Raw genomic sequence first — 18219 nt, 5'->3', positions numbered from 1 at the left:
GTAGACGAGCCATAAACAACAACGGCCCGCATTGGCGGGCCGTTGTTGTTTATTTTTCATGGCGTTGTGATCAGGCTTTGGCTGGCTCACTCTCGCCCAGCGCGACGGTTTCACCCAGACTGTCTTCGGTCTTGGCCACCACGCTGGCGGCGATGGCGTTGCCCAGCACGTTGGTGGCAGAGCGGCCCATGTCGAGGAAGTGGTCGATCCCCAGCAGCAGCAGAATGCCCGCTTCAGGAATATGGAACTGGTTCAGGGTGGCGGCAATCACCACCAGAGAGGCGCGCGGTACCCCGGCCATCCCCTTGGAGGTGACCATCAGCAACAGCAGCATGGTGATCTGCTGGGCCATGGAGAGCTCGATGCCATACGCCTGGGCGATGAACATCACCGCGAAGGTGCAGTACATCATGGAGCCGTCGAGGTTGAAGGAGTACCCCATCGGCAGCACGAAGCTGGCGATGCGCTTGTCACAACCGAACTTCTCCAGACGATCCAGGGTCTTCGGATAGGCGGCTTCAGAGCTGGCGGTCGAGAAGGCGAGCAGGATGGGTTCGCGGATCATCGCCAGCAGCTTGATGACACGGCCACGCAGGAAGACGCTGCCCATGGCGATCAGCAGCAGCCAGAGGCAGGCCAGCGCGATATAGAACTGGGCCATAAAGCTGCCGTAGGTAACCAAAATACCCAGACCCTCTTTGGCCACCATGGCGGCGATGGCGCCAAACACCGCGAATGGCGCAAAGTTCATCACATAACCGGTCACTTTCAGCATGATCTCGGCGGCGCTGGCCATCAGCACCACTACCGGCTTGGCCAGATCGCCGAGCGCGGCGGCAGCCAGACCGAAGAAGAGGGAGAAGACCACGATCTGCAGGATCTCGTTGGTGGCCATCGCCTCGACCACGCTCTTGGGGATGGCGTGGGTCACAAAATCTTTCAGGGTAATGGCACCGGCAGCAATGCCCGAGCTGGCGGTGTCATTGGGCAGGGAGAGCGAGAGACCCACTCCCGGCTGCATCAGGGTCACCATCACCAGACCCAGGCTCAGGGACATCAGGGAGGCCAGCATGAACCAGCCGAGGGTCTTGGCACCGATACGCCCCACGGTGCGGGTGTCGCCCATCTTGGCGATACCGACCACCAGGGTAGTGAAGACCAGGGGAGCGATGATCATCTTGATCAGGCGCAGGAAGATATCGGTCAGGATCGTGATGTTATTGGCGAAATCCGCAGCCTGATCTGCGGCAAACATCCGATAGCCCTGGCCGGTGAGGATGCCAAACATCATGGAGATGAGGATGGCGACCGTCAGTTTATTCATTTTCATGGGGGAGTCCCGGTTTTGATTGGTGCAAGCCGTAAACAGTGGCGTGGGAGCCACTACAGTCCGTTTTTGTGATCCGAGCCGTTGATTCCTGGCGGCTGGTATGCTGGGAGAATGCCTAAAAGCAGGGGGTAAATCTAGAGGCTTTCTCCAGAATTTTATCCTGCCATTAGGTGTATGTGATATGGATCTTGCAAACCACCAATATTAATCACTGTTTATTTTGATTTCGGCGAGATATTTCGCATTCAGAGTTCGCTCATCGAGTGCCCGTGGCAACAGGCGAAAAGTGAGCAGCGCCGAGATGGTATGCTGCACCTGCATCTGGGCCATAAAGAGATCCGGTTCATCCTCGTCAAAGCCGAAGATCGGCCGTGATGGGGACACCCTGACGGCATCGCGGTTAATGGTCAGCTCATCGACCTTGAGCCAGGAGTAACCCTCTGCCAGTGCCAGCTCCCCTGCCCGCTTGAGCACATATTTGCGGGCGGTCTCCCTGTCCACCAGATCGTTGCCGACAAACTCCAGTTGCCACTTGTCCGGGCCAAGCCGGGTCTGGGAAAAACCGGTCTGGCCGTTCCAGAATGACTTTTCACTCTCGTAAGGGGTGGCGCAGCCCACCAGCAGCAGGGTGAGCATCAGCAGACAACAGGGTTTAGATACGGATGCAGACACGAGAGGCCCCGCCAGGCAAATGAGCAACAGAATCGTTACTACACCATAAAGCGCGGTAGCTGCACAATCCGCTCGCGCCAACAGCGACCAGCGTGCATCACCACTGGCTTCGCGCCTGTGCGGCAAATCGCAGGCAAAAGAAAAGGCCTTGTCGTTTGACAAGGCCTTTACCGGGGAATTTGGTCGGTGTGAGAGGATTCGAACCTCCGACCCTCTACACCCCATGCAGATGCGCTACCTGGCTGCGCTACACACCGACGGAGTCAGCTCGGCTGACGGGGGCAGAGTTTATGGAGATGACCCTGCCCTGTCAACAGGGAAACGCCGCCAATTCCTAAGCCACGGTGCGTTCGCCTGCTTTGCGAACAATCAGCGGTTAAAGGTCAGCCGCTTGCCCAGGATCTGGTCAGTCACCTGCCCGTTTTGCCAGGCGATCTGGCCATTCACCAGCGTCATCTCCACCGTGCTGTGGAAGCGGTAGCCGTTGAAGGGCGACCAGCCACAGTGGTAGAGGATGTTGTCATCGTTGACCACATAGGGCTTGCCCAGATCCAACAGCACCAGATCGGCGAAGTAGCCCTCGCGGATATAACCGCGATCCTGCACCTGGAAGCGCTCGGCCACCGCATGGGAGGTCTTCTTGACGATAGTCTCCAGGGTAAACACGCCGTTGTGGTAGAGCTCCAGCAGCGCCTGCAAAGAGTGCTGCACCAGCGGCACACCGGACGGTGCCTTAAAGTAGCTGTTCTGCTTCTCTTCCCAGGTGTGGGGCGCGTGGTCGGTGGCGATGATGTCGAGCACGTCGTTACGTACCGCATCCAGCAGTGCCTGCTGGTCGGCGGCACTCTTCACCGCAGGGTTGCACTTGATCAGGCTGCCCTGGGTCTCGTAATCGGCTTCATTGAAGAAGAGGTGGTGAACGCACACCTCCGCGGTGATGTTCTTGTCCTTCAGCTCGCTCAGGTCGTGGCTGGCGGTAAAGAGCGACAGCTCCTTGGCCGAGGTCAGATGCAGCACGTGCAGCTTGGCACCGTACTGCTTGGCCAGCGCCACCGCCATGCTGGAGGATTTGTAGCACGCCTCGTCACTGCGAATGCGGCCGTGCTCGCCCATCGGCACATTCTCGCCCCACTTGGCCCGCGCCGCCTCTTCGGCCTTGGCGATGGTCGGAGTGTCTTCGCAGTGGGTCACGATCATCACCGGACTTTCGCGGAAGATGGCCGCCAGGGTCTCCTGATTGTCCACCAGCATGTTGCCGGTCGAGGAGCCCATAAACACCTTGACCCCGCAGGACTGCTTGGGGTCGAGACGCTTGATCTCTTCAAGGTTGTCGTTGGTGGCGCCGAGATAGAAGCTGTAGTTGGCGACGGAGGAGTTGGCGGCGATCTGGTATTTGGCTTCGAGGGCGTCGAGGGTGGTGGTCTGGGGATTGACGTTGGGCATTTCCATGAAACTGGTGGTGCCACCGGCGACGGCGGCGCGGGATTCGCTGGCGATAGTCCCCTTGTGGGTCAATCCCGGCTCCCGGAAGTGGACCTGATCATCGATCATTCCGGGGATGAGATGGCGACCTGCGGCATCGATCACCAGCGCATCGGGCGCCTCGATATCCGGGGCGATGCGGGCAATCCGTTCCCCCTCGATCAACACATCGGAGGCATAGATACGGCCTTCGTTGACCAGGGTGGCATTCTTGATAAGCAGTTTGTTCATGGGGGGTTCCAGTTCCTTTGCCGATAATCGCGGGTCATAATAGCGCAAAACTGCCCTTTCTCTGTAGCAAGGCCTGACTGATGAAGTTATTTGTAAGAGATTTGACCGTGATCGACTCCAGCTACCTGTGCGAACGCCGCGGCATGGTGGGCGAGAGCTGGCTGGTAGATATCGAAATGAGCGGTGAGCTCAACGAAATGAGCATGCTGCTGGACTTTGGCCGGGTAAAGAAGCTGATCAAGTCGATCATTGATGAAGAGGTGGACCACAAGCTGCTGGTGCCGACCGAGTGCCCGCTGATCCACGTTGAGGCTCTGGATGGTGACGAAAGCACAGTGGATCTGCTGCGCCCGGGTCGCTCCATCCATCTGCGCTGCCCATCCCAGGGCTTTGCCTTTATCCCGGCCCCGCAAGTTGATAAAGAGTCGGTGACCCGCTACCTGCTGGCGGTACTGGCCAAACGGCTACCGGGCAATATCAAGGATCTCTCCCTGACCCTGCGTCAGGAGGCGATCACCGGCGCCTTCTACCACTACAGCCACGGCCTGAAAAAGCACGATGGCAACTGCCAGCGCATCGCCCACGGCCACCGCTCTCCCATCGAGATCCACGTCGATGGCGAACGCGACCAGGAGCTTGAGCTCAACTGGGCCGAACGCTGGGGCGATATCTACCTCGGCACCGAGGAGGACAAGGTGGCGCTGACCGAGCTCGCTTTGAGCCCCCGCGCCAATGCCCAGCTTGGCAAGCATCACTGCGGCTTCAAATATGTGGCGCCGCAAGGGCTGTTCCAGCTGGCCATTCCCAGCGCTGAGGTGGAGATGATCGACACCGACACCACGGTCGAGCTGCTGGCCTGCTACATCGCCCGTGAAGTGAAGAAGATGGTGGGCGACAAGTTCGTCAAGATTGTCGCCTATGAAGGGGTCGGCAAGGGCGCGATTGCCTACACCTGATCCCCTTGTCGCTGCCGCAATAAAGAGAAGGCCCCGCATCTGCGGGGCCTTCTCTCTTTCAACATGCAACCATCAGGCACTGAGGCGGAAGCGCTTGACCAGGCTCTCCTGCTGCTCGGCAAGGGAGTCCAGCTGCTGGCTGGTCTCGGCTACCCGCTCGATCCCCTGATAGTTGAGATCCGAGATATCGGAAATGCGGTTGAGGTTGGTGGCGATATCGGCGCTGGTGGCCTGCTGCTGCTCGGCGGCAGAGGCGATCTGGCTCGACATGTCGCTGATCAGCACCACAATTCCCTGCACCTCCTCCATGGCGTTGTTGGCGTGAGAGCTCTGATCTACGCAACTGTCCATCTCGCGAGAGCACTCCTGCATCACGGTCACCGCCTTGGCGACTCCCTGCTGCAGGTTTTCGATCATGGTCTGGATCTCGCTGGTGGATTGTGCGGTGCGGCCCGCCAGACTGCGTACCTCATCCGCCACCACCGCAAATCCGCGCCCCTGCTCGCCGGCCCGCGCCGCTTCGATGGCGGCGTTGAGGGCCAGCAGGTTGGTCTGCTCGGCAATGCCGCGAATGACATCGAGGATGTTGCCGATCTGGCTGCTCATGGCGCTCACATCGCCAATCACCTTGCCGGTCTGTTGCAGTTTGCCCGCCAGTTGATGAGTGGTGGTGATATTGCCTGCCATCACCTTGCGCCCCATCTCGGAGGCCTTCTCCACATCCTGCACCCGCTCCAGGGTCTGGTTGGCGGCCTGCGCCACTTCCCGCACCGAGGCCTCCATCTGGGTCATGGCGGCGGCGACCGAGGCGGTCTCCTGGCGCTGTTTCTCCAGATCAGCCCGCACCGATTCGGTGGTGTAGCGATTGCCGTGGGCGGCATCGTTAAGCTGGGCAGACGCTTGTGAAAGCTGCGCCAGCACCTCCCCCATCTGGGCAATCAGCAGGTTAATCTGGCTGCCCAGCTGACCAAATTCGTTCTTGCTCTGAAAACCGATGCGCTGGGTCATGTCGCCCTGGGTCACTTCGGTCAGCACCCGCAGCAACTCCCTGAGCGGACGGCGAATGGCCTTGCCCAGGGTATAAGCCACCAGCATGGCAATCAGGATGGCGACTACGATGCTGGTTCCTTGGGTCAGGGTGCTCTGGCTCTGTGTGACTTTGGCGTGCTGAATACTTTGACTCATCAGCTGCTGACTCTGGCCGGTGATCCGCTCAAGCTGGTTCTGGATCTCGACGATGAGAGCGCTCGCCTGCTTGCTCTTCTCCCGCATCTGCTCCTGCTGCTTCATCAGCGCCAGATACTGGGAGAGCACGCCTTCGCTTGCGGTGGTGTCGCGCACAAAGCCGTGAACATAGTGGCCCATGTCGTTCTCGAAGTTCTTCAGCTCCCCCTGCAGATCCTTGATGGTGCTGTTGAACCCCTCGATCTGCATCTTGTTGCGCTTGAACGCCCCTTCGATGGGGGCCGGAATGGTCTGGTTGAGGGCGTCCATGGTGGAGAGTTCGATGGCGGAGAGCTTGGTGGTCAGGGTCTCGGATAGCATCTTGATAAAGCTGTCGTCGATGGTGACCATCATGTCACCCAGACTCTTCTTGAACTGGGGCAGACTGACCTGAAACTGCCCCTTGGCCAGATTGACCTTGTGCAGTCGGGTGAGCAGCGCCTCGTGTTCGCCGGGCAGGGTATCGGTCAGTTGCAGGTAGCTGTCGACCTGCTGGCTGAGGCTGCTCATCTCCCCTTGCAGTTCGGGATGGTGGGCCACCTGCTGGCGCAAGACGTCAAGGCTCTTGCCCACCGCAGCCTTGGCCTGTTTCAGTTCGGCCACTTCTGCCGGCAGCTGTTTGGGATCCTGCTCGGTGAGCACATCCCCCAGCCACTTGTTGGCGCTGAGCAGGGTGATCTGGGTCTGACTGCTGGCAATCACCAGCGGCATGGACTGCTGGGTAACCTGCTCCAGTGCGTTCCCCAGGGTCTCCTGACTACGAAATGTGAGCAGTGAACTGGCCACCATCACGGCCACCAGGATCGCGAAGCCAAGGTAGACTCGCTGCAAGATGGAGAGATCCGACATTGTTTGTTTCATTATTGTCCCGCTGTATATGCAAAAGTCCCTTGCCTGAGTACCCCGTCCTTTTGATACCCTGCAGACCACCCTGAACAGGCGCTGCAGATGACGTCCCTCTGGCTATCGGTATTTTTAACAATAACTGAAGGGAATGGGACATCAGCTGTGTCAAATGTCGGCTTGTGTCACACTTGGCGTGCTGCTCGCCCCCCTTTCGGGAGCCGCTTGGGGTTCTAGTTCAATTTTCTGTTTCATATAAGGGAGTTAGCCATGGCGCAAGAAACCATTTTCAGCAAAATCATCCGTAAAGAGATCCCCGCCGACATCCTTTATCAAGACGATCTGGTCACCGCATTCCGGGATATCCAGCCCAAGGCCAAAACCCATATTCTGATCATCCCCAATGTGCTGATCCCCACCGTCAATGACGTGGAAGCCGAACATGAACTGGCCCTTGGCCGGATGTTCACCGTGGCCCGCAAACTGGCCGCCGAGGCTGGCATCGCCGAAGATGGCTACCGCCTCATCATGAACTGCAACCGCCACGGCGGGCAGGAGGTCTACCACATCCACATGCATCTGGTCGGTGGCCAGCCGCTGGGACCGCTGCTCAGCCTGTAATGAATCGCAACGCCTCTACCTGCCGCAGCGCCCTGTTGCTCTGCGGCGCCCTGCTGTTGCTGGGAGGCTGTGCCTCCCGCTGGCAGGATATGTTCGTCTCCTACTCCGATCAGATGGTGCCCCTGCGCAACCAGCTGCTGCTGGGCCATGCCGCCGAGGCGCTGCCCGAGGTGCGCGACTCCACCCTTGGGGATGACACCTTTGTGCTGGATCGGCTCGAACAGGGGCGCATTGCCTGGCTCGCCGGTCAGGATGCGGGCAGCAAGCAGGCGTTCGCTGCCGCCGACAGCCGCCTTCAGTGGGAGGACAATCAGGCCGAATACCGGCTGAGCCACGGTCTGGATCAGGTGGGCAGTCTGCTCACCAACGATCAGTCGATGGCCTATCGTACTCCCGATTACGAACGCACCATGCTGCATCACTATCTGGCCCTCAACTATCTGCAACGGGGTGATGCCGATGGCGCCCTGGTGGAGGTGCGTCGGGCCAATCAGGTGCAGGAGCAGGCCCTGAAACGGCGAGCCGATGAGGTGCGCAAGGCGAAGGATGAGAGCGAAGAGGCCGAAGCAGAAGGCGAGATGCGCCAGCTGATGTCGCGCGGCGCACCGGATCTCGACCGGTTGATCGGCAAGGTCAAAAACGGTTTTCAGAACGCCTACACCTTCTATTTTTCCGCCGTGCTCTATGAGGCGGCCGGGGATCTCAACGATGCCTGGGTCGACTATCAGCGCGGCTACCAGATAGCGCCGGACAACCGCAGCCTGCAAGATGCCTTGCTGCGTCTGGCGCGGCTGCGTGGCTCACCGGACGAGATCCGCGAGACCGAGAAAAAGATAGGCCGCAAAGCGCCGCCGCTTGCAAAAGATCAAGGCCAACTGGTGGTACTGTTTGAAGATGGTTTGATCCCGGCACGGCGCGAACTGTTCCTGCCGCTCCCCATCTCCACCTCCCGCGGCGATTTTCGCACCTTTACCGTCGCCATCCCCTATTACGATAATCGGGCCAGCGACACCGGCCCGCTGACGGTGGAAGTCGGCAAGCGGGTCGAGCAGACCAGCGAGCTGGTCAGGCTGGAAGCGCTGGCCGCCAAAGATCTGCAGGAGCGGCTGCCCGGCATGCTGACCCGCCAGGCGCTGCGACTGGTGGCCAAGGAGCAGATGCGCCGCACCGCCGCCAAAGAGGGAGGGGATGTGGGCAATATTCTGGTGGGGATCTTCAACACCCTCTCGGAGCGGGCCGATACCCGCAGTTGGCTGACGCTGCCAGCTCAGGCATCGAGCTGGCAGGGGATGGTGCCGGCAGGTGACATCAATCTCACCCTGGGCGCGGGGGCAGCCCAGCGGCAATTGCCGCTCACCATCCACAAGGGCCGCACCACCCTGGTCTGGGTACAGCGCCTCGGCGCCGGTCTGACCACCCGGGTGATGCCCCTTTGAACACACGGCCAATGCAGATAAACGAGACGATTAACGGGCAGGCTCAAGCGCTACCCCACTCACCCCGATTTAAGGAGAGCAAGATGAAAGCATACGGGTTGGCCTTCGGGCTCGCGCTACTGCTCAGCGGCTGCGCCACCAATACCTCCGGCATTGCGCTCTATGGCCCGGCGGGCGGCGCACCCACGCTGGAGCAGCACCAGAATGTCAATGTCACTCTGACTGAGCTCAGCCGCCGCCAGCAAAACGGCCTGCTGCAGGTCAATGTGGCCGCCGCCAGCACCCAGCGCGGCGATAACAAGCTGCAATATATCTTCTATTGGTATGATGAGGCCGGTCAGGAGGTCGCCAGCGATGGCCGCGGCTGGACCCCCATCAAGCTGCATGGCTATCAGACCCGCACCCTGTCGGCCCTGGCGCCCAGCCCGGCGGCGCAGGGTTACCGGATTTACGTACGCGAAGTGATTGAGGAATCCTACTGATGAAAATGAATCATGCCCTGCTGATATTGACCTCTGCATTGCTCTTGGGCGGCTGCTCCAGCACCACCGTCAGCTATGGCGATCCCACTGAAACCGAAACCGTCACCGTCGATTACGGCTCAAGCGACCTGCAGGCCATCGCCGACAAGATGGCGGACTCCATGCTCGCCTCCCCTGCCACCAGCGAGATCACCGCTGGCGGTCGTCCGGTGATGTTTATGGACTCTATCCGCAACAAGACCTCCGAGCACATCGATACCGAAGCCATCACCGACACCATCCGCACCAAGTTGCTGCGGGCCGGCAAATTCCGCTTCGTCGACATGAGCAAGGTGGCCGCCGTCAAGCAGCAGCTCGAATACCAGCAGAGCAGCGGCATGGTGGATCCTGCCTCCATGGTACGTCTGGGCAAGCAGACCGGTGCTCGCTACATGGTCTATGGCAACCTCGCCAGCATCGTCAAAGACAATGGCAAGGTGAAGGATGTCTACTACCAGATGACCATGAACCTGATGGATCTGCAAAACGGCGAACTGCTGTGGGCCGATCAGAAAGAGATCCGCAAACAGGCGAAGAAATCCACTTTTGGCTGGTAACAGGCTCCCGCAGACAGACAACTGTGATCCGCTGCTGGCCAGCCTGCCCGCTCCCTGGCGGGAGGGGCAGCTGGAACCACTCGGGTTAGGTCTGACCAACTGCAACTATCGACTGCGCCTCCCCTCGGGGCGCAGTTACTTTTTGCGTCAGGGGCACCCCGATCCGCTGCGTCTTGGTATCGACCGCTCCACCGAGTGGCAGCTTTATCAGGGGGCGATAGCCGAAGGACTAGCGCTGCCTTGCCACTATGGCGATGCCGCCAGCGGTCTGATGCTGCTCGAATGGTGCGATGAGCCAAACTGGGTACATGCGGCGCCACCGGCAGTCGATCAGCCCAGTCTGCTGGCTGAGGTGCTGCGCAAGCTCCATCGCTTGCCGCTGCCTGCGGTGGTGATGGCGGTGCGAGCCCACGCCACGGGCTATCGCGCCCGACTGGCCCACATTCCCTTCTGGCTGCCCGCCCTGGAGCGGAGCTTGCTCGCCAGCAGTGAGCCAAATGATTGCTGGCGCCCTTGCCACCATGATCTCAATCCGGCTAACTTGTTGGGAAGCAAACCCTGGGTCATCGACTGGGAGTATGGCGCGGCAGGTCACCCCGGCTTTGAGCTCGCCAGCATCCAGCGCACCCATGAGTGGCCCGCCGAGCGGCGCGACGAGCTGGAAGCGCACTATCTGCAGGCCCTGCCGCGCCACCAGTGGCCCGATTTTCAGAGCGAGGCATTTCTACCCTGGGTCGACTATATCGGCCTGCTCTGGGCCCTGCTGATGGCAGAACAACAGCCCTCACTCGACTATGACACCCTGATCGCCATCAACCGGCAACGACTGGAGTAACAGATGATAAACAAGGTGCGCTGGCACAAGCCGAAAACCTGGGGTCTGCTGCTGATCGGCCTGCTGCTGACCGGCTGCTCCACCCGGGTGATCTACTACTGGCTCGATACCGCCATCATCTGGCAGCTGGATGACTACTTTGCCCTCTCCTATTCGCAGAAGGATCTGCTCAGCCGCGAAGTGAAGGGGCTGATGGCCTGGCATCGCCAACACGAGCTGCCGCGCTACGCCAAGGATCTCGATGCACTGGCCAAGGCGGTGGCCAGCCCCATGACGCCGGAGCAGATCTCGACCAATCTCGATGCGGTGCAGCAGAGCCTGACCCGCACGCTGGAAAACACTATCCCCCGTGCGGTCAGGCTGGCGCGCACCCTGACCGACGAGCAGGTGGCCCGCTTTATGACCGATCGGGTCAAGCGGCAACAGGAGCGGCAAAAGGACTTTGCCACTGAGCCCAAAGAGCAGATGCTGGCGGAGTTTCGCGACAAGATGAACAAGCGGCTCGAGTTCTGGATTGGCGAGGTGAAACCGGCACAGGCGCCACTGGTGGCCCAGTGGGCCGAATGGCAATACGAGCTGATGCCCCCCTGGCTCGAGTTTCAGGAGTCCTGGACCCAGGAGCTGGACAGGCTGATGAAGCAGCGCCAGAGTCCCGACTTTACCCGCGAGCTGACTGACCTGCTGGCCGAGGGGGATGGGCTGATGGATGGCCGCTTTACCGGCTATACCGAACAGTCGCGCCAGCGTACCGTCAACTGGCTGAGCGCCATGAGCCAGTCGCTGGATATCTCCCAGCGGGCTCATCTCTACTCCCTGCTCAAGGGTTATGCCCGCGACTTCAAGCAGATGAGCGGCAGCTGACAGCCAGCACCGAATGGTGCCATGCGCCCAGGGCAACCTTGTTCAAACCGGGCGCTTATGGTAGTTTGCCCTTTCTATTTATCGGGAATTAACTTTTGCGCCTTATCGACAAAGTAAAACTGGTGCTGGTAACTCTGGTTATCGCCCTCACCCTGCTTTGTTCCATCGCCCGAATGGAAGGCCCGCTGCTACCCGCATCTCCCCAGAGTGAACAGCAGCAGACTCAGGTGTTCAATCAGCTTAGCGACAGCGACGATGGCATCATCAAGTTTGTTGGCAGCCATCAGAATCACCTGCTGCGTCTCGAACAATCCCTGCGCAGTGACAACCAGCCCAAGAGTGTGGTCTACGAGCTGATCCAGAGCTGGTCTGCCCAGGCCATCCTGCTGTTGCTGCTCGGCTGGCTGATGCTGGCACCCGAGCTCTATCACAAACAGAGTTTTCGCGATCGCTTCGGTGCGATCCACCGGCGCCATCTACAGCGCCAACATCTGCAATATCGCTTCACCCAGAGCTATCTGAGCGCCTGACCCCGGAGGGGCTGGCACATCCACTGTTTGCTCATCTCCTCTTCCTGACGGATCCGGCAACTGCCTGATCCGCATCTGATGCATCCCATTTTTTGCGCCTTGCCGAGCCTTGTTGCTATCGGCCCGGGCACCATTCTCCTGACAGAGGCTTGTTTGCCATGAGAAAGAGCAATCGCACCGTTCTCAACCGCATGAGCAAGTGGCAGTACGCACTGCTGCTGTTGATGCTGTTGACCTTTACCTTTTACTCCCTGCCTACCTTTTTCGGTGAGCAGCCCTCCCTCGGCCTGCACGGACAGCAGCGCCTGACCACCCAGCAGCAGATGTTACTGAGCGACAAACACCTGACACCGGTCAAGGTGATCGAGCAACCTGAGCGGGTCGAGCTGGTCTTTGCCAGCCAGGGTGAGCAGCAGCGCGCCAAGCAGTTGCTGGAGCAGCAAGGGGTCGACAGTGCCGCCCTGACCCTGGAGTTTCACTCCAATGCGCCGGCCTGGATCACCCGCCTCGGCGCCGACCCCATCAAGCTGGGGCTCGACCTGCGTGGCGGCTCCCAGCTGCTTATCGGGGTGGACGTGGACTTTGTCATCGACAATCAGACCAAGAATCTGGTGGATACCCTGCGCACCCGTTTCCGTGAAGCCAATCTGCGCGGCGCCAGCGTCACGCGCAGCGCACAGGGCGCCGTAGCCGTCACCCTGCCGGAGGTCGCCGAACAGGAGAGCTGGCTCTCTATCATCAAGGAGAGTGCCGGTACCCGTCAGGATCAGTGGAAGCTGACCCGCTCCGGCAATGATCTGAAACTGGTGCTGAGCGAGGCGGAGCGTACCCTGCTGGTCAACAACGCCGTGACCCAGAACCTGTCGATCCTGAAAAAACGGATCAACGAGCTCGGCATCGTCGAAGCCTCGGTGGTGCGTCAGGGGCAGGATGGCATCCGTATCGAACTGCCTGGGGTACACAACCCCAAGCAGGCGAAAGAGGTGATCGGGGCCACCGCCTCGCTGGCCTTCTACGAGGCCAAAGCCGACAGCCACTTCTACATCGCCGATCGCAACGGTCAGGCCGTCGGCATGGCGCGCAAGCCGGTCCTCACCGGCGAGCACATCGTCGATGCCCGCGCCAATATGGGCGAAATGGGCCAGCCCCAGGTCAATATCGTGCTCGACACCCTGGGTGGCAGCAAGATGAACCAGTTCAGCCGCCAGCATGTGGGCAAGCCGATGGCAACCGTCTTCACCGAGTACAAAACCAACGCCCAGGGCAAACTGCGCGCCCAGAGCGAGGTGATCAACGTCGCCACCATCCAGACCGCCCTTGGCAACCAGTTCCGCATCACCGGCATTGGCAGTCTGCCGGAAGCGCAAGAGCTGGCCATGCTGCTGCGCGCCGGCGCCCTCACCGCCCCTCTCAAGATCCTGGAAGAACGCAGTATTGGCCCGACGCTGGGGATGCAGAATATCGAGGCGGGCTTCACCGCGCTGGCCTTCGGCATGGCAGGCATGATGCTGTTCATGATGGCCTGGTACCGCAAATTCGGCTGGGTTGCCATCACGGCGCTGGTCGCCAACCTGTTGATGCAGGTCGGCATGCTGGCGGTGCTGCCGGGCGCCGTGCTGACCCTGCCAGGGATCGCCGGTCTGGTGCTGACGGTGGGCATGGCGGTAGATACCCATGTGCTGATCTTCGAGCGGATCAGGGACCGTCTGCGAGAAGGGGGCTCACTGGCCAACGCCATCGACTTTGGCTATCGCTCCGCCTTCCACACCATTTTCGATGCCAACATCACCACCCTCATCTGCGCCGTGGTGCTCTATTCCATCGGCTCCGGGCCGCTGCAGGGCTTCTCCATCACCCTCATTCTGGGTCTGCTCTCCAGCATGATCACCGGGATCTGGGGGACGCGCGCCATCATCAACCCCCTGTGGGGACGCAGCAGCGAGCGCACGCTAAAGGTGTAACGGGACAGCAGTCCCTCTGATGAGCGGCTTTGACTGCGCCATCGGCCATGGATATGGCCGGAGCGGCCAAAGTAGAACACTATTTTCCCGGCGTGTCGCAACACGTCGTGATGGGCCAACAGCCTGATGCTGGCTGGCCAAGGAGAGAATTATGTTGAGAATGATCGTTGCCATGGGGCTGACCCGTTGGCGCTATATCGGCCTGTGGGCTTCCATCCTGCTGACCGTGGCCAGCGTCGCTATCTTGCTGGTGAACGGCCTGACATTGGGGCTCGATTTTACCGGTGGGATCCTGCTGGAGTTTCATATCCAGACCCTGAAAGAGGCCCATGAGCTCAATGCCATGCTGGTTTCCCCGCTGGCGGGAGCCGTTGAGCTGAGCTCAGCCGGTATTCCCGGCGAGTGGCTGATCAAGCTGCCCCCCCACGAACTGCCCTGGCCCGCGGCGGATCTCGCCACCATGCTGACCCAACAGCTGGGGATGCCGGTCGAGTTGCTGCGCACCACCATCGTCGGCCCTCAGGTGGGTGCCGAGCTGTTCCAGCAGGGGATGCTGGCGGTGCTGGTCGCTTCGCTGGCGATGTCTGCCTATCTGGCGTTTCGCTTCGAGTGGCGTCAGGCCATCGGCATCCTGCTCTCGGTGGTCCATGACGCCATCGTGGCGCTGGGGCTACTGTCACTCTTTCAGATCGAATTCGATCTGAACATCATCGCCGGTTTGATGGCGGTGATCGGCTACTCCCTCAACGACAGCATCGTCATCTCGGACAGGCTGCGGGATCTGCTGAGCTCGCGTACCCAGATGGGCATCCACGAGTGCTCCGATGTGGCCATCAAGGCGACCTTCAGTCGCACCATGATCACCTCGGGCACCACCCTGTTTACCGTGGGAGCTCTGTTGCTGTTTGGTGGTGACGCCCTCTACGGCTTCTCCTTCACCCTGTTTGCCGGGATCCTGGTGGGCACCGTCTCTTCCATCACCGTCGCCTCGACCGTGCAGGAGCTGCTGGGCCTCACCCCGCAGGCCTACCAGAAGAAGAGCGAGGAGCCACTGGCCAACGCAGCCTGAACCTTGTTAATCAGGCCCGGCTCACCGGGTCTCAACGAACCGGACCCCTGCCAACCATTGGCAGGGGCTTTTTCCATCCCTCCTCTCTCGCCGCCCATTTTGTCGTTCGGCTCGCCTCAATTGACAACTGACCATATTGAAAGCAATGACGGATCAACCCGTCACTTTTAATAACAAAAAGGTCATTTTATTACGTCAGAAACCATAAAATGTGACTGAAAGCACTTTCTTGAGGGCTCAAAGGAGGCAACATTGTAGTGATTTATCTACAAAGGGATATGAGATGTTGTTACAACCTGCCAATACAGCAAAATCCAGACAGTTGCTGAACGAGACCATGGCTTTGGTACTCGCAGGAGGGCGGGGTAGTCGCCTCAAACAGTTAACCGACAACCGTGCAAAACCTGCCGTTCATTTCGGCGGCAAATTCCGCATCATCGATTTCGTGCTCTCCAACTGCATCAACTCCGGCATTCGTCGGGTCGGTGTCGTGACCCAGTACAAATCCCACAGCCTGTTGCGCCATCTCCAATCCGGCTGGTCTTTCCTGCGCTACCAGATGAACGAGTTTATCGATCTGCTCCCTGCCCAGCAGCGGGTGGATGAGGTGAACTGGTATCGGGGTACCGCCGATGCGGTCTACCAGAATCTGGATATCATCCGCGATCACGCCCCCAAATATGTGGTGGTGCTGGCAGGCGATCACATCTACAAGATGGATTACGCTGCCATGCTGCTCGACCACGTCAATATGGGCGCCAAGGTGACCGTTGCCTGCATCGAGGTGCCACGCAGTGAAGCAAGCGCCTTCGGGGTAATGGCGGTGGATGATGATCGCAAGATCAACGCCTTCGTCGAAAAGCCTGCCAACCCGCCCGCCATGCCGGGCAAGGCCGACACCGCGCTGGCCTCAATGGGCGTCTATGTCTTCGATGCGGAGTATCTCTATCAGCTGCTGGAAGAGGACATTGCCAACGAGCAGTCCCATCACGATTTCGGCATGGACGTGATCCCCCGCGTGGTGAAAGAGGGCACCGCATTCGCTCACCCGTTTGGCATGTCCTGTGTCGGCTGCTGTCCGGATCGCCGCCCCTACTGGCGCGATGTGGGCACCGTGGACTCCTTCTGGGAGGCCAATATGGATCTCGCTTCCGTCACGCCTGAGCTGGATATCTACGATCAGGACTGGCCCATCTGGACCAGTCAGAACATGACTCCTCCCGCCAAGTTCGTGCAGGATCGAAACGGCCAGCACGGCATGACCATCAACTCCATGTTTGCCGGGGGCACCATCGTCAGTGGCTCTTTCATCCTGAGTTCGGTGCTCTTTACCAATGTGCGGGTCGACTCCTTCTGCACCCTGGATCAGGCCGTTATCTTCCCGGGTGTGGAGATAGGTGCCGGTTGCCGACTGCGCCGGGTGGTGATCGACAAGGGATGCAAACTGCCGGAAGGCACGGTGATCGGTGAAAACGCCGATGAAGATGCACGTCGCTTCCACCGCTCCGAGCAGGGCATAGTGCTGGTCACCCAGGGGATGCTCACTCGCCTGAACAAAGAGCTGCAGGGAAAACAAAAGCGCTGATCCGCAGCCAGACGGGATCCCCCTTCCTACCGCAAAGGGAGCCACTATGGCTCCCTCTTTCTATGGCTGACCAGATAGCCACCTCACACCATCATTGCCATCGCGTTGCAGTCTCCCAGAGATACCATTTACTGTGGGTAAACAGCTGGGCAACGCAGCCCCCCTCAGACCGTAAACATTAGGTTACACAAAAACCATTGCCACTCCGAAAAACCCTCTGTGTTATTCCTCTTTACGCTATATAGCAGCTCATTTATCTGACTTTTTAGCGGTAAATCCGCTAGTTTCACTTGATTGTTTGTTTTTCCTTGGTAAGGTGAGGGCGGTTGCGTAACAAAGCAGGTACCAACGTAAACATATCGGTACAATCGCTTTTAGCTTAATACAGTAGAGAGAATGAAGTCATGCAAAGAGACCCCCTGAACAACATCCATATCCAGTCCGAACAAGTGATGATCACGCCTGCCCAGCTCAAGGAGAAGTTACCCATCTCTGACAAGGCGCTGGCATTCGTGCAAGGGGCCCGCAATACCATCGCCGATATCATTCACCGCCGCGATCACCGCTTGCTGGTGATCTGTGGTCCCTGCTCCATCCACGACATGGACGCCGCCAAAGAGTACGCAACCAGACTCAAAGCGCTGCATGATGCCTATCAGGACTCTCTCTACATTGTCATGCGGGTCTACTTTGAGAAGCCGCGCACCACGGTCGGCTGGAAAGGCTTTATCAACGACCCCAATCTGGATGGCACCTTCGATGTGGAGCTGGGGCTGCACCGTGCCCGCGAGCTGCTCTGCTGGCTGGCGGAGCTGGAGTTGCCGCTGGCCACCGAAGCGCTCGACCCCATCAGCCCGCAATACCTGGCCGAGCTCTTCTCTTGGTCAGCCATCGGCGCCCGCACCACCGAATCCCAGACCCACAGGGAGATGGCCTCCGGCCTCTCCATGCCGGTCGGCTTCAAGAACGGCACCGACGGCAACCTGGGGACTGCCATCAATGCGTTGCAGGCGGCCTCCTCCCCTCACGCCTTTATGGGGATCAACCAGCAGGGCCAGGTTGCGCTGCTGCAGACCCAGGGCAACCCGGATGGCCACGTGATCCTGCGCGGCGGCAAACATCCCAACTATGACTCGGTCAACGTGTCGCTGGCGGAAGAGGCGCTGGAGAAAGCGGGCCTGCTGCCGAGCCTTGTGGTGGATTGCAGCCACGGCAACTCCAGCAAGGATCACCGTTTGCAGCCCAAGGTGGCCGACAACGTCATCCACCAGATCCAGGAGGGCAACCGCTCCATCATCGGGGTGATGCTCGAATCCAACCTGTTCGAGGGAAACCAGTCCAGCGAGCAGCCCAAGCAGCAGATGCACTATGGGGTCTCCATCACTGATGCCTGCATCGACTGGGACACCACCGCCACCCTGCTGGCCCGCTGCCACAACCAGCTGGCTGACCCTCTCAAGAGCAGAACTGCACGGTAAGCCGTGGTATCTTGTCGTAACCTATTG

At 59.7% G+C, this 18219-nt stretch carries 16 protein-coding genes and 1 tRNA gene; 12 read left to right on the top strand and 5 right to left on the bottom strand.

The genetic code is table 11. The features are described 5' to 3' along the window. Positions 1-70: 70 nt before the first annotated feature. The 4 genes from BN1139_RS01590 to BN1139_RS01575 all read right to left on the bottom strand — a co-directional run bounded on the left by BN1139_RS01590 (position 71) and on the right by BN1139_RS01575 (position 3715). Positions 71-1330 carry a dicarboxylate/amino acid:cation symporter gene (locus tag BN1139_RS01590; protein WP_005334018.1) on the bottom strand — a complete coding sequence of 420 codons (1260 nt, stop codon included), beginning with the start codon at positions 1328-1330 and terminating at the stop codon, positions 71-73. Positions 1331-1534: 204 nt separating this feature from the next. After that, complete coding sequence (locus BN1139_RS01585; RefSeq protein ID WP_005353063.1) at positions 1535-1966, bottom strand: CC0125/CC1285 family lipoprotein; 432 nt, start codon at positions 1964-1966, stop codon at positions 1535-1537. 216 nt (positions 1967-2182) lie between these two features. Next, positions 2183-2259, bottom strand: a tRNA-Pro gene (locus tag BN1139_RS01580). Between the two features lie 112 nt (positions 2260-2371). Next, positions 2372-3715 carry a dihydroorotase gene (locus tag BN1139_RS01575; protein ID WP_005353068.1) on the bottom strand — a complete coding sequence of 448 codons (1344 nt, stop codon included), beginning with the start codon at positions 3713-3715 and terminating at the stop codon, positions 2372-2374. A gap of 80 nt (positions 3716-3795) precedes the next feature. On the opposite strand from BN1139_RS01575, the gene BN1139_RS01570 reads away from it, so the two are divergent. Continuing rightward, complete coding sequence (locus BN1139_RS01570; protein WP_005353069.1) at positions 3796-4671, top strand: 6-pyruvoyl trahydropterin synthase family protein; 876 nt, start codon at positions 3796-3798, stop codon at positions 4669-4671. 72 nt (positions 4672-4743) lie between these two features. On the opposite strand, the gene BN1139_RS01565 is transcribed toward BN1139_RS01570, so the two are convergent. Further along, on the bottom strand, positions 4744-6756 hold the full coding sequence (locus BN1139_RS01565; RefSeq protein ID WP_005353071.1) for a methyl-accepting chemotaxis protein: 2013 nt from the start codon (positions 6754-6756) through the stop codon (positions 4744-4746). Positions 6757-7008: 252 nt separating this feature from the next. Between BN1139_RS01565 and hinT the strand changes: the two genes are divergently transcribed. From hinT to BN1139_RS01510, 11 genes are all read left to right on the top strand, one after another. Next, the gene (gene hinT, locus BN1139_RS01560; protein ID WP_005334033.1) at positions 7009-7359 is read left to right on the top strand and encodes a purine nucleoside phosphoramidase; all 351 of its coding nucleotides are present in this window, start codon (positions 7009-7011) and stop codon (positions 7357-7359) included. Beyond that, on the top strand, positions 7359-8795 hold the full coding sequence (locus BN1139_RS01555; protein WP_005353073.1) for a COG3014 family protein: 1437 nt from the start codon (positions 7359-7361) through the stop codon (positions 8793-8795). The genes hinT and BN1139_RS01555 overlap by 1 nt, the downstream gene beginning before the upstream one ends. Before the next feature lie 83 nt (positions 8796-8878). Next, the gene (locus BN1139_RS01550; protein WP_005353075.1) at positions 8879-9277 is read left to right on the top strand and encodes a YcfL family putative periplasmic lipoprotein; all 399 of its coding nucleotides are present in this window, start codon (positions 8879-8881) and stop codon (positions 9275-9277) included. Continuing rightward, positions 9277-9873, top strand: a complete 597-nt coding sequence (gene lpoB / locus BN1139_RS01545) for a penicillin-binding protein activator LpoB (protein ID WP_005334041.1) — start codon at positions 9277-9279, stop codon at positions 9871-9873. Before BN1139_RS01550 ends, lpoB begins: the two co-directional genes overlap by 1 nt. Then, the gene (locus tag BN1139_RS01540) at positions 9863-10708 is read left to right on the top strand and encodes a phosphotransferase (protein WP_005353078.1); all 846 of its coding nucleotides are present in this window, start codon (positions 9863-9865) and stop codon (positions 10706-10708) included. The genes lpoB and BN1139_RS01540 overlap by 11 nt, the downstream gene beginning before the upstream one ends. A gap of 3 nt (positions 10709-10711) precedes the next feature. Further along, positions 10712-11569: a DUF6279 family lipoprotein gene (locus BN1139_RS01535; protein WP_005353080.1), complete on the top strand. Its 858-nt coding sequence runs from the start codon at positions 10712-10714 to the stop codon at positions 11567-11569. Positions 11570-11664: 95 nt separating this feature from the next. Then, positions 11665-12099, top strand: a complete 435-nt coding sequence (locus BN1139_RS01530; protein ID WP_005334044.1) for a hypothetical protein — start codon at positions 11665-11667, stop codon at positions 12097-12099. Between the two features lie 158 nt (positions 12100-12257). After that, a complete protein-coding gene (gene secD, locus BN1139_RS01525) occupies positions 12258-14060 on the top strand; it encodes a protein translocase subunit SecD (protein ID WP_005353082.1) in 1803 nt (600 codons plus the stop codon). A 151-nt stretch (positions 14061-14211) separates the two neighbouring features. After that, a complete protein-coding gene (gene secF / locus BN1139_RS01520) occupies positions 14212-15129 on the top strand; it encodes a protein translocase subunit SecF (RefSeq protein WP_005334046.1) in 918 nt (305 codons plus the stop codon). Between the two features lie 283 nt (positions 15130-15412). Next, positions 15413-16714 (top strand): glucose-1-phosphate adenylyltransferase, encoded by a 1302-nt coding sequence (gene glgC, locus BN1139_RS01515; protein WP_005353087.1) that lies wholly within the window; start codon positions 15413-15415, stop codon positions 16712-16714. A 404-nt stretch (positions 16715-17118) separates the two neighbouring features. Beyond that, the gene (locus tag BN1139_RS01510) at positions 17119-18192 is read left to right on the top strand and encodes a 3-deoxy-7-phosphoheptulonate synthase (protein ID WP_005353090.1); all 1074 of its coding nucleotides are present in this window, start codon (positions 17119-17121) and stop codon (positions 18190-18192) included. Positions 18193-18219: the final 27 nt, after the last annotated feature.

The organism is Aeromonas veronii bv. veronii (genome assembly GCF_000820225.1).
Lineage (GTDB): Bacteria > Pseudomonadota > Gammaproteobacteria > Enterobacterales > Aeromonadaceae > Aeromonas > Aeromonas veronii.
Note: the sequence above shows the minus strand (reverse complement) of the source record. Positions and strands in the feature narration are given on the sequence as shown.

Excerpts from the sequence above, each read along its gene's own strand:
- BN1139_RS01550 (WP_005353075.1), top strand. The coding sequence starts at position 8,879 with ATGAAAGCATACGGGTTGGCCTTCGGGCTCGCGCTACTGCTCAGCGGC.
- BN1139_RS01555 (WP_005353073.1), top strand. The coding sequence starts at position 7,359 with ATGAATCGCAACGCCTCTACCTGCCGCAGCGCCCTGTTGCTCTGCGGC.
- glgC (WP_005353087.1), top strand. The coding sequence starts at position 15,413 with ATGTTGTTACAACCTGCCAATACAGCAAAATCCAGACAGTTGCTGAAC.
- BN1139_RS01535 (WP_005353080.1), top strand. The coding sequence starts at position 10,712 with ATGATAAACAAGGTGCGCTGGCACAAGCCGAAAACCTGGGGTCTGCTG.
- BN1139_RS01565 (WP_005353071.1), bottom strand. The coding sequence starts at position 6,756 with ATGAAACAAACAATGTCGGATCTCTCCATCTTGCAGCGAGTCTACCTT.
- BN1139_RS01575 (WP_005353068.1), bottom strand. The coding sequence starts at position 3,715 with ATGAACAAACTGCTTATCAAGAATGCCACCCTGGTCAACGAAGGCCGT.
- BN1139_RS01585 (WP_005353063.1), bottom strand. The coding sequence starts at position 1,966 with ATGCTCACCCTGCTGCTGGTGGGCTGCGCCACCCCTTACGAGAGTGAA.
- hinT (WP_005334033.1), top strand. The coding sequence starts at position 7,009 with ATGGCGCAAGAAACCATTTTCAGCAAAATCATCCGTAAAGAGATCCCC.
- lpoB (WP_005334041.1), top strand. The coding sequence starts at position 9,277 with ATGAAAATGAATCATGCCCTGCTGATATTGACCTCTGCATTGCTCTTG.
- BN1139_RS01510 (WP_005353090.1), top strand. The coding sequence starts at position 17,119 with ATGCAAAGAGACCCCCTGAACAACATCCATATCCAGTCCGAACAAGTG.
- secF (WP_005334046.1), top strand. The coding sequence starts at position 14,212 with ATGTTGAGAATGATCGTTGCCATGGGGCTGACCCGTTGGCGCTATATC.
- BN1139_RS01590 (WP_005334018.1), bottom strand. The coding sequence starts at position 1,330 with ATGAAAATGAATAAACTGACGGTCGCCATCCTCATCTCCATGATGTTT.
- secD (WP_005353082.1), top strand. The coding sequence starts at position 12,258 with ATGAGAAAGAGCAATCGCACCGTTCTCAACCGCATGAGCAAGTGGCAG.
- BN1139_RS01570 (WP_005353069.1), top strand. The coding sequence starts at position 3,796 with ATGAAGTTATTTGTAAGAGATTTGACCGTGATCGACTCCAGCTACCTG.